General features: G+C 42.9%; 8 protein-coding genes. 3 read left to right on the top strand and 5 right to left on the bottom strand.

Going from position 1 to position 11,701, the window contains the following annotated elements:
- Positions 1–442 precede the first annotated feature (442 nt).
- Together QUB39_RS23835 and QUB39_RS23840 are read right to left on the bottom strand one after the other, a co-directional pair.
- Complete coding sequence (locus QUB39_RS23835) at positions 443–3,595, bottom strand: PAS domain-containing protein (protein ID WP_333211330.1); 3,153 nt, start codon at positions 3,593–3,595, stop codon at positions 443–445.
- Between the two features lie 580 nt (positions 3,596–4,175).
- Complete coding sequence (locus QUB39_RS23840) at positions 4,176–5,114, bottom strand: glycosyltransferase (RefSeq protein ID WP_333211332.1); 939 nt, start codon at positions 5,112–5,114, stop codon at positions 4,176–4,178.
- A gap of 308 nt (positions 5,115–5,422) precedes the next feature.
- Between QUB39_RS23840 and QUB39_RS23845 the strand changes: the two genes are divergently transcribed.
- Both QUB39_RS23845 and QUB39_RS23850 read left to right on the top strand, forming a co-directional pair.
- Positions 5,423–6,631, top strand: a complete 1,209-nt coding sequence (locus QUB39_RS23845) for an argininosuccinate synthase (protein ID WP_333054600.1) — start codon at positions 5,423–5,425, stop codon at positions 6,629–6,631.
- Positions 6,632–6,991: 360 nt separating this feature from the next.
- A complete protein-coding gene (locus QUB39_RS23850) occupies positions 6,992–7,666 on the top strand; it encodes a hypothetical protein (RefSeq protein WP_333054599.1) in 675 nt (224 codons plus the stop codon).
- A gap of 249 nt (positions 7,667–7,915) precedes the next feature.
- On the opposite strand, the gene QUB39_RS23855 is transcribed toward QUB39_RS23850, so the two are convergent.
- Complete coding sequence (locus QUB39_RS23855; RefSeq protein WP_333211334.1) at positions 7,916–9,364, bottom strand: GTP-binding protein; 1,449 nt, start codon at positions 9,362–9,364, stop codon at positions 7,916–7,918.
- A 376-nt stretch (positions 9,365–9,740) separates the two neighbouring features.
- Between QUB39_RS23855 and QUB39_RS23860 the strand changes: the two genes are divergently transcribed.
- Positions 9,741–10,571: a type II CAAX endopeptidase family protein gene (locus QUB39_RS23860; RefSeq protein WP_333211336.1), complete on the top strand. Its 831-nt coding sequence runs from the start codon at positions 9,741–9,743 to the stop codon at positions 10,569–10,571.
- A 118-nt stretch (positions 10,572–10,689) separates the two neighbouring features.
- Here QUB39_RS23860 and QUB39_RS23865 read toward each other — a convergent pair whose 3' ends face one another.
- Both QUB39_RS23865 and QUB39_RS23870 read right to left on the bottom strand, forming a co-directional pair.
- On the bottom strand, positions 10,690–11,067 hold the full coding sequence (locus tag QUB39_RS23865) for a HEPN domain-containing protein (RefSeq protein WP_333141914.1): 378 nt from the start codon (positions 11,065–11,067) through the stop codon (positions 10,690–10,692).
- Positions 11,057–11,521 carry a hypothetical protein gene (locus QUB39_RS23870; RefSeq protein ID WP_333211338.1) on the bottom strand — a complete coding sequence of 155 codons (465 nt, stop codon included), beginning with the start codon at positions 11,519–11,521 and terminating at the stop codon, positions 11,057–11,059. The genes QUB39_RS23865 and QUB39_RS23870 overlap by 11 nt, the downstream gene beginning before the upstream one ends.
- Positions 11,522–11,701: the final 180 nt, after the last annotated feature.

Consider the following 11,701-nt stretch of genomic DNA (forward strand, 5'->3'; position numbering starts at 1 on the left):
GCCCGTCCTTTTTGGACGGGCGGGACGCCCATCCCACAATAACAATTAAAATTGTAAGTTATTTAATTCGCGATCCTAAATGACAGACCCTTCGCAGGAAATACGGGAGAAAATGTCAGGTTATCACGCACCCTAAAATAGGTTCTGATACACAATTAATATGATATCCGTTGCAATTGCCCCCCATCTGACCACGAATTTCTTCATGTGGTACCCGCCACGTGATTTATCCGTGGAATCAATCCAAAATCGAAAATCGAAAATCACTTATTGCCCCCGCATTGATCCCTGGGGTCAATCTAAAATCGAAAATCTAAAATCTAAAATCGATTGACGGTCGAGGGGGTTTACGCTCATCTGTGAGTAATATTATAGATGGTTGGTGAACCGGCCCCTACCAAGAATTATGGTTAATTTACCGCCCATGATTTAACAGCTTATCCTAACTTTTAACTTTTAACTTTTGCGAAATCGGCAGTTCGATCGCAAATTCTGTTCCTCGGCCAACTTCTGAATGACACTCCAACTTACCGCCGTGGGTGTCTTTAACTATTTGGTAACTAATCGATAACCCCAAACCAGTGCCGGTGCCCACAGGTTTGGTAGTAAAAAATGGGTCAAACATCCTTGACTGAACTTCGGGATGGATACCGGGCCCGCTGTCAGAAATCCGCACACACACTTGATTTTCGCTGCTGACTTCAGTAACAATGCGAATCTGGTTAACTTTGCAAGTACAGTTTGCTGATGACTCTTCCACAGCGTCGATCGCATTTACCAGCAAATTCATAAATACCTGGTTTAATTGAGCCGGATAACACTCGACTTTGGGCAGGTTTCCGTAATTTTTAATAACTTGAATCTCCCGATGTTTTGGCTGTGACTGGAATCGGTGCTGCAAAATCACCAAAGTGCTCTCTATCCCTTCATGAATGTCTATTACTTTGCGATCTGTTTCGTCGAGTCTCGAAAAGTTTCTCAAAGACAGCACTATCTGCTTGATTCGGTTAGCACCTTCTTGCATTGAAGCCATTATTTTCGGGAAATCCCCAGCAATAAAATCTACCTCGACTTCTGCCAATTCTTCCTGTATTTCGGGAACTGGTTCAGGATAGTATTGCTGGTAGAGTTCAATCATTTTTACCAAATCGCGAGCATACTGTGCTGCAGGAATAATATTGCCGTATATGAAGCTGATGGGGTTATTAATTTCATGGGCTACTCCCGCTACCATTTGCCCGATACTTGACATTTTTTCGGCTTGAATGAGCTGAGATTGAGCTTTTTTTAAGTCGGCCAGAGTTTGTTCTAACTGTTGCGCTTTTTCTCGTTCTCGCTGTTCGCTAAATTGCAACTCTACTTCGGCTTGTTTGCGATCGCTAATATCAATATGCGTACCCGTCATCCGCAAAGGATTTCCCGAAGCGTCGTGTTCCATCACCTTCGCTTGAGCTAAAATCCACTTCCACTCGCCGGATTTTGTCAGCATCCTAAATTCCACTTCGTAAGTAGGATTTTTGCCTTCCAGGTGAGCATTGAGCGCTGCTTTAGCCGGAGACAAATCCTCTGGATGTACCAGTTGCTCCCAGGATGCAAAACTATTTTCTACCTCCTCTACTTCATATCCCAGCATCATTTTCCACCGTGGATTAAAATAGACTTCTCCCGTGGCAAGATTCCAATCCCACAAGCCCATCGCACTGCCTTCAAATGCCAGATAAAAACGTTCTTCGCTAATTTGCAAAGCTGCTTCGGCTTGTTTGCGATCGCTAATATCCATCACTGTTCCCAACAGTTTTATTACTTCCCCGGTTTCGCTAAAAACAGCTTCTCCCCTTCCTTCCACGTATATAATTTGACGGCTAGGATGCAAAAATCGGAACTCTCTTTTGTAGGCAATGCCTTGTGAGATAGTTAGGCTGACTGTTTCTTGAAATAATTCTCTGTCGTCGGGATGACACATCTTTAAAAGTTTGGCAGATGTCGGTTCAGTTGCACTTGAGTCAAGACCAAAAATGCGGAATACTTCTTCTGACCAAGTAATTTTATTGGTGACTAAATCAAATTCCCAACTGCCGATGTGGGCAATTTTCTGGGCGGCTGCTAGACTAGCTTCGCTTTGTTGAAGTTTAAGTCGCTGTTGTTTATCTTGTTCCAGAAGTGTTGCTTGAGCGATCGCAATTCCCATCTGTGCCGCCACAGCGCTCAATAATGTGATCTCCTCCTGCGTCCAGTGGCGGGGGCGATCGTACTGATGCAAGCATATCATTCCGTTGGCTTTTCCCTGGTAGGAAGTGCGGATGGATATCATCGATTTTAAGCCTATTTGACAGCACAAATCTCGGGCGTTTTCTAGCAGCGGGTCGGAAAAAACATCGTCAGAAACTACAGCTTGATCTTGGGATAATAAAAACTGAACGTGAGGATTGCCCTGTACGGGGATTTCTAAATCTAAAAGCGATTTGGATGCGGATTTTTTGTACTCAGCGACATTATTAATTCTGGGAATAGGGTGTTCTGTGTAGGTATGAACCAAGCAGCAATCAGCATTAAAAATTCTACCTATTTGGGCAGTAGCTGTTTGAAAAACTTGATCTTGATTTAAACTGTATCGAATTTCAAGAGTAATTGTTTCTATTAAAAACCTTTGTTTGATTTGCCGTTCTAAAGCAGATAAAGCTGTTTTTAGTTCTAGTTCAGCTTGTTTGCGATCGCTAATTTCAGTAGCCGTCCCCAAAATTTTCCAAGGTTTGTCGTCTGCGGTTCTGGCAAACACGGTATCCACGCTAACAAACCACCGATATTCACCATTTTTGTGCTGAATTCGGTACTCACACTCAAAGCTTTCACCGTCTTTTGCTGCCTCAATCCTGCTGAGGTGTTCTGAGAATCCTGGCAAATCGTCAGGGTGTATTAAGTTAGGAAGAAATCCTCCTGCCATTTGCTGGATTTCTTCAAAAGAATAGCCAATATCGCTATATATTTCGCGGTTGATATACAAAGTTCGCTGTTCAATCAAATCGGAAACGTACAAAAGATTAGGATGTGTTTTAATTACTGCCGACAGCCAGCGTTGGCTGTCTCGGAGTTCTGCTTCGATCCGCTTGCGTTCTTCTATTTCTGCTTGCAGCCGTGCATTTTGTGCTAAAATTTGTTTATAAAGACGGCTCAGAAGCAGTTGATTTTCGATCCGGCTCACCACTTCTTCTGTTTGAAATGGTTTACTAATGTAGTCGGCTCCTCCCACCGAAAAAGCTTTGACTTTATCAAAAACTTCATTTAAAGAGCTAATAAAAATCACAGGAATATGTTTGGTTTGCGGACAAGCTTTTAACTTTTCGCAGACTTGATACCCATCCATACCGGGCATCATGATGTCCAGCAAAATCAAGTCTGGTGGACTCGACATAGCAAAGTTAAGAGCCAATTTGCCATCTCGTGTCGGTCGCACTTTATATCCCCGCTTAGACAAAAGCTGGGATAAAAGCCGCAAGCTTTCTGGATGGTCGTCCACCATTAAAATATTTTCTTGTAAGACAGTGTTTTCAAGTCTAACTGTTTCTAGTCTTGGATTTTTATCGTCAGTTGTATTCACAGCAAACCCTCAAACTATTCAAGTTGTATATGTGGGAATATTTTTAAAGTCATTAACCGCTTGTAGCTAACACTCTCAGATAAACCAGCACAACTATTGGCTCTCTAGCACACTCTTAAATTATCTCTCATTATATCAAAAGTAACGATCTTTTGAAAATATTGGTAGCTCAAATTATCGGACTCTGGTGAGAAACCAGCCTAGATTCCTCTAATCACAGGCTAACCAAGCAATTTTGATTAAATAAAGGTAAAATTTTTATTCTTAGACTTTATACGACCATGCTTGCAGCCATTGATCGGGTGCTTTGTGTTGAGATTTTTCATTAGATATCCTCAGTAAAAAGGTTAATTTAAACAAGCCGGAACATTGGTGTCAACTTAAGACTAAAAATTATTTTTTTCTGGTTGGTATCCAAGTTGTGAGTTCCCTAAATTTCCCTTATTAAGCAGCCCTAGGGCAGTGTAGGCATAATTGTCAAACAGTTGTTACCGTTACTAATTATGAGCTTAAGTTGACACCAATGGGCCCTAAAAAACTCCTACAATATCTTATATCTTATTTGCGGGATGGGGCTGATTTATGGTATCTTTGTCTCGGCTTGCAATTCTCCGCAAGCGGCGTAAACGGCTTTCACGTTATACCAATTCAGAAAAATCCGAGCAATTTCTAAAGCTAGCTGGGGCTTGCCTTGGTCAATCAACCACTGTAAAAAAGGAGTCATCGTTCGCTCGTTCAGCATCCCACCTAATGATAAAATTCCCCACAAAATTTGGTGCAAAAAAGTCATTTGAATCATCATCCGTACTTCCCAACTTGGGTGTTTTTGATAAAACAAAACTCCCATTCTCCCGCGCTCAATTTCTCGGTTAATCATGCCTGGAATTTGCTCCAAACTAAAAGCTGGATGCCAGTGATAACCGACCGCAGCGGGACATTTAATGAGTTTTAAACCTAATTTTTTTAACCTAACTCCCAACTCTAAATCTTCCCATCCGTACAGTTGAAAGCGAGTGTCAAAAAGTCCAGCGGCCAGCAGCCAGTGGCGGGCGATCGCCACATTTCCCGTAGCAAAATAAGCCGCCGAAAAATCGGTGATTTTGTAAGGTTCTGAGGTAGGATTGTCGAAATTGCAAGTATTAATCACGCTGCCGTAAGTAAAAACAGCATCAGTATCTTTGTAACCCTGTAGTAAAGCATCGGCGTGTGCTTGCAAAAAATGCTCTGTTACCACCAAATCGCTGTCAATAAAAATAATCGTATCGCCCTTAGCATCTTCAACGCCCAAATTCCGGGCAGCGGCCGGGCCCTGGTGAGATTGACAGATCGATCGCACATGAGGCAACAAGTCAGCATTTGCGGCCAACCACTCCAGCGTCCCGTCCGTCGATCCGTCGTCCACGACAATTACTTCATAGTCTCTGACAATCTCACCGAACTGCTGATTTTCCAAAGCCAGTAGACATTTTGCCAAAATCGGTTTACGATTATACGTCGGAATTACAACACTAAAAAACACGGTTTTTCCCCATCGCCACAGTTACCGTATCCCACGGTAGCAGATTTTCCGCAGCAACTCCTCCGGTAAATAGCCAAGTTTATCAAAAAAAGAATATATAAATCTGTACTATTTCTGACAAGAATCGATCTCAATTAGGTGCATAATGAAAAGTCGGTTAAATATCACATCTTGCACCATTCTCCAGAACAGGCAAGATGCCTGTTCCACAAAAATGATATTTTTTTGTGGGGTGGGCATCTTGCCCGCCCTTAAAAGCTTAGTGACAAGGGTGCAAGATGTCAGTTAAATTCAGGATGTAAAGAGCAATGAGTCGCGCTAAAAAAGTTGTCCTAGCATATTCCGGCGGAGTCGATACCTCCGTCTGTATTCCTTACCTCAAAAACGAGTGGGGTGTTGAAGAAGTAATTACTCTGGCCGCGGATTTGGGACAGGGAGACGAATTAGAACCGATCCGCAAAAAAGCTTTAGCATCCGGTGCTTCGGAATCTTTAGTTATTGATGCTACGGAAGAATTTGTCAAAGACTATGCGTTTCCAGCGATTCAAGCTAACGCACTTTACGAAAACCGTTATCCCCTTTCGACTGCCCTCGCTCGCCCGCTGATTGCTAAATTGTTAGTAGAAGCTGCGGAAAAATACGGTGCAGATGCGATCGCCCACGGTTGCACAGGTAAAGGAAACGATCAGGTGCGGTTCGATGTGTCGATCGGCGCGCTCAACCCCAAGATTAAAATCTTAGCACCAGCGCGGGAGTGGAAAATGAGCCGCGAAGAAACGATCGCATACGGCGAGAAATGCGGTATTCCGTCGCCCGTGAAAAAGTCTTCGCCTTACAGTATCGATCGCAACTTATTGGGAATGGCAATTGAAGCCGGAATCCTCGAAGATCCTTGGGCGGAACCGCCGGAAGAGGTGTATTTGATGACAAAGGCGATCGAACAAACTCCCGACACACCCGAATACCTAGAAATCGGTTTCGATTGCGGAAATCCTGTCAGTTTAAACGGCACAAATTTATCACCAGTCGCCTTAATTACCCAACTCAACGAAATAGTTGGAAACCACGGAGTCGGCCGGATTGACATGATTGAAAACCGCCTCGTCGGGATTAAATCGCGGGAAATTTACGAAACACCAGCGATTTTAGTTTTGATGCACGCGCACCGAGACTTAGAAAGTTTGACGCTGACAGCAGATGTAACGCGGTACAAGCGAGGCATCGAAGAAACCTACAGCCAAATGATTTACAACGGTCTTTGGTACAATCCTTTGAAAACAGCTTTAGACGCATTTATTCAGGACACGCAAAAGCGAGTAACTGGAACCGTGCGGCTCAAACTGTTCAAAGGAAATGCGACTATTGTCGGCCGCAAATCTGACAATTCTCTGTACAGTTTCGACTTAGCAACCTACGGCGCAGAGGACGAATTCGATCACAAAGCTGCCGAAGGATTTGTCTATGTTTGGGGACTACCAACCCGCATTTGGTCGGAAAAAAATAGAGGTTACAAATAGGAGGCAATTAGGGTTAAAAACCTGATGTTCAGCCGCCAAATCGAATTCGGATTAACAATTCGATGTTAACCCACCGAATCGAATTGGCGGCTACACAAACAAAGTCCGCCTTCGCGGAATTAGAGTAGGGTGTGCACGTCGCACCTTATCTGTCGCAATCGCCCAACCTGTGCCAGTTGCGTAAGTCTTGTTATTATTAAAATCTGTATATGATTATTAAACTCGGTAAATAACCTGAAAAGTTTTAGTCTCATCACTCACATCGGGGTATTATACTGAAAAAGTCAGTCTAATTAATAGTTAGACCTCAGCATATTTGAAGCATAATATTTGAAGCATAAGATCAGGAGAAAATTGGCTATGTCTGAAGTATGTTTTAATGTGAGCGGTCATAAAATACAATTAATTCTAAGCCTGTCGGGTCAACAAAGTATTGTTCATGATAACAAAACGATTTCCGAAAAAGGCAGCTCTCTCGCTCCGACCTCTAACCACTATTTTAAAGTCAGTGAAGATGGAAAGATGTCAAGCTATGAAGTGGTTTTCAAAGCCAACTTTTCGGGTGTAATAGAATATAGTGTTAAACGAAATAATGTGCTGGTTAAAAAGGGTATATTAAGTGCATTCACACCCGGACTAATGAGGATATCCTTTTTTTCCATTGGTCTGGCTCTGTTCTTAAATACAATATCTTTAATTTTTATTCCACAATTTAGAGAAGTTTTCCTTCAGTCGCTTTTCAATTATATTGATGTCGGAATAAAATTGCTGTTTTCTATTGCTTTTTTGGGATTTGGAATCTCCTTAAAGAGAGTTCTTTTAAGAAACTTGCGCTTTGTGACCACAGTGCTCTGGATTCATATAGGTCTAATGATTTTCGGCTCCTTATCACTTATTTTCCGCTACCTACAAGAAGGAATTATTTTGAGTAACATTTGGGTTATTGCTATGAGGCTTGGATTTATCTGGCTGTTTTGGTTTCTTTTGAACAATTGTGAGGCGCTAGCTCAAGAATTTAAGTCCCAATCTTCCTAATGTGAGAGTTATCCGGCGATCGTCAAAGCAGGGGGTAAAGTACGCAGGGCCACCCTTGTCAAAGTCCGAGCGAGCGATTTGCGTCATCAAAGGCGATAGTAATAATTGGTAATTGGTAATTGGTTGTTATCTTAATAATTTGTTAAATTGTCTTCAGACAAATTTAGCTTTGAGGCAGGGGTTGAAACCCCTGCCGGATTGCGGCAGGGCTGCGCCAGGATTGCTGGGTCAACGTAAAACAGCCGATCGCTAAGATTTCTGTTTTTCCACACTGCCCAAATCCAACTTAGCCCGCAACTCCTCCTTAATCCGATTTAAAATAGAATCCTCATCCAAAGAAGACAAAATCTTGCTCACCACAGCCTTTGGCCCATCATCTCCCCAAGAAGCACCATTAGCCAAATAAGCCTTAGTAACTTGACCGATACCATAGGAAGAAACCCCCGCGATCGCAGCTTGCGTCACCGCCACAGACAAATAAGGCCCTAAAGCCAAACCCCCCGTCGCCGGCGTCGCCAAACCCAACAATCCTTTCAAAGAACTTAAACCAAAATTAGCCAACAATTCACCCGCCGTAATTCCCCCCATACTAATCGCAATCTTTTGCAGCAATTCCACCGCGCCCGCTTCCGTCATCGCAATGCCGTAAACTTTAGATAAAGTTAATATCATCACCACATCAATTACCGCACCGCTAAGAATATCAACTACAGTAATTGGATTAAGTGCGATCGCCACCGATTTCGTCATTACGCCGTTCCAGATAATTCGATTAGCTGCGTCATCTCGAATCTCCATTTTTCGCTGCACCAAATGCTCGTTAATATCCCCCGCACAGAGCATCGTATTCAGCGCGACCAAAGATTTGCCTTCCCGGTCTAAAACCTCCAAAATCTTTAATTTTAAATCTTGCACTTGTGGCAAACTGCGAGTCATTTGCACCCCCATACTTCCGTCGGGACGGCGCACCGCCCTCGCCGTCAAAGGCGAAGCCGCCGCCATCACAATTTCATCGGGAGACAACAATTCTTTCACGCGATCGTCTCGAATTTTATGATAAATTGCCAGCCTGTCTGCATCAGGATATTGGTCAATTTTATTAAACACTAATAACATCGGTTTTCCGGCTTCCCGCAACTGCGAAAGTGCTGCGTATTCCACCTTCGTAATGTCGCCAGCAACTACAAACAAAATCAAATCTGCTTGTTGAGCAACGCGGCGCGCTAAAAGTTCGCGAGTTTCGCCGTCAACTTCATCTATTCCCGGAGTATCGATTAATTCCACTTGCGACAAACGGTAAATAACTGGCGAAAGTCTATCGGGCAACTTCTCATCAATTCCCTCTCCGACATCCCACTGCCCGATAGTCGTCGTGCGAGTCACCCCGTGAGTCGGGCCAGTTTCAAACACATTTTGACCTAGCAGCGCGTTCAAAACCGAAGATTTTCCCCTTCCCACCATCCCAAACACAGCTATTTGCACGCAAGCGCGCTCTAGCTTGTCGAGCATTTTCTCCAACCCGCCAATTTCCGGTTCCAGTCCAGTTCGCTCTTGAACTGTCAAGTCGAGATTTTCTACTATATCTCGCAGAGCATCTTTAGCGTGGCGCAGGTTGAGTTCTGCCTGAATGTCTGCGAAGCTTAAAATTGTGTCATCTAATTCTCGATCGACATTTGAAAAATCCGAGGCTTCAGTCATTGTTCCCTTATTTTATAGTTCTGTTTTGTTTAAAGTTTCAGCGAATACAATGCTATTCTAGCTTTCTCTGTCTGCTTTGTACATTCTCTCGGATTTATCCAACTCTAACTCTCGGATTTACCAAATTCTAACTCTCGGATTTACTCAAGCCTGACTCAGCCAAAAGTTCTCGCATTCACCCGCAAGCCCGCCGGGGATTTAAATCCCCGTCTTATAGCAAAAGTCGGTTAAAACCGACTGCCAACCTAAATTAGATTGTGATAAATTTCAGTCCTCTTTGAGAGGACTTTCGCTATGAGACAGGGGTTTTTAACCCCTGTCGGACAGTGCGACAGACCACTAAGCCGATTTACCCAATTTCAACTCATTTACAACAATGATTAACCGCCTCCAAATAATAGCCAGTTATCCCTTTCCTTTACGTGTGATAATTTTCCTATTAATCTTGCTAGCAATTTGGCTGCCCCTAGCAGCACCAATTTACTTGTTAGTTAAAGATAGCAACCTTGCAACTATTCTCACTATGGCGCTGTTGTTTACAGAGTTTCTATTTTTGGTGCGGATCTGGGGAAAAAAGGTTTACGGACAAACCCAATTACTCAAAAGTTACGGTTTAATCAATACGCGAAAAAACGGTTTTGAGCTTTTAATCGGATTGGCGATCGGGCTTTTGCTCACTTTTAGCTTATTTGCGGTGCAAGGACTGTTCGGCTTAGTCGCGTGGCAAAATTCTGATAATTTGCCGAGAATCATCGCAGAAGGGCTGTTAAGCGCCCTTGGAGTCGGTTTTGCGGAGGAGTTGGTATTCCGAGGTTGGTTGCTGGACGAGTTGCAGCGGGATTACAATTATAGAATATCTCTGTGGGTGAATAGCCTGGTGTTTGCCCTATCTCATTTTATCAAACCTGTGGCGGCCATGCTGCAGAGTTGGCCGCAGTTTCCGGGGTTGTTGTTGCTGGGTTTGATTCTGGTTTGGGGAAAACGATCGCGCCAAAATCGCCTCGGTTTGTCGATCGGGCTTCATGCAGGTTTAGTCTGGGGATATTACATTATTAACATCGGGCAGTTAGTGCGATATTCGGCCTCTGTTCCCGATTGGGTAACAGGAGTTAACGGCAATCCGCTAGCTGGGGCGATCGGGCTGTTGTTTTTGAGTGTCTTGGCCTTGGGAATGCGAAAAATGTCCCAACAGTCCAAAGGTTTGTAATATATCCATCAGGTGCGTCGCTATGAGATTGTTGGTATTTAGTTAGGAATTTATCGCAGGCGACACACCCTACAACTAATGCTGTTTTAGCAAAGGCCTTATCAGATTAAATTGATATTTAGAGATTATTTAGGTTATAAATTATTTCTTGAGAACGCTTGAGCGCAATAGTAGCAATCGCAGATAATAAGGGAAAATTATCGTCATAGTCTGCTTGATTTCGATATCGGCGCAACACTGCTAAATTATCGGCAATTAATTGATATCTTGAGTCAGGATTAATATCAAATTCTTGCCAAACATAGCGGTGAATATCGCTAGTTTTTGGCAGGGAATGACCTTGTTTATCTCGCAAATAGTTCCGCGCTAAGATAAAAGCAGCATAATATGAACGACTGATAGCATCCCTCAATCGCGCCTCCTGTTCAGCAGGAATAGTTGCTTGACCAGCAAGTTCTTTTGCTAAATTTAGGTATTGCGACCAATCAAAACTCATCAGTATATTCCAAAATCGTATAAAAATGCTCCCGAATTTCATGGGATAATCCCCTAGACCAATTTTTACGCAATTCGTCTTCTCTATCCATTGCTTCATCGGGAGCGAGGTCTGTTAAGATGATTGAGAGAACCAGATGAACATAGTTAGGGATTTCCGGGTCATTGATGACTTGAAGTAATAGTTTTTGTTCGTGAAAATAATTGCTAATCTGAACTGGTGCTTCTAGCACAACGGGAAGTAAAAACGGATATTTGTTAATAAAGTCAATGACTTCTGTCTTGTCTCGGAAAATGTATAATTTTTCTAGGGTTTCGATGTCTGATTGGGAAATGAGGAAAGGCGCGACTCTTGGTGCTGATATCTTGTCTAAAATTAAGGATGCTATGGCATTTTGTTCTGCTTCTGGTAGTTGAGAGACGGTGGCAAAAGTTTCTTCTAATAGGTTATTCATTTTGTAAATCTCCTATGCGACTATTCGTGAGAAAAATCAATATTTCTAATTATAATCTGTTCTGCCGTGAATCTGAAAAAAAAAATAGTTTACTACGCTGGAACCCATCCTAAATCAGCACCAACTCCTCCGTAAATAAACCAGACTATTTCAGCAGACTTGTCTATACAGAAAGCATTG

Origin of the sequence: Microcoleus sp. AT8-B5 (genome assembly GCF_036705565.1) — a bacterium.
In the GTDB taxonomy this organism is placed as follows: Bacteria; Cyanobacteriota; Cyanobacteriia; order Cyanobacteriales; family Microcoleaceae; genus Microcoleus.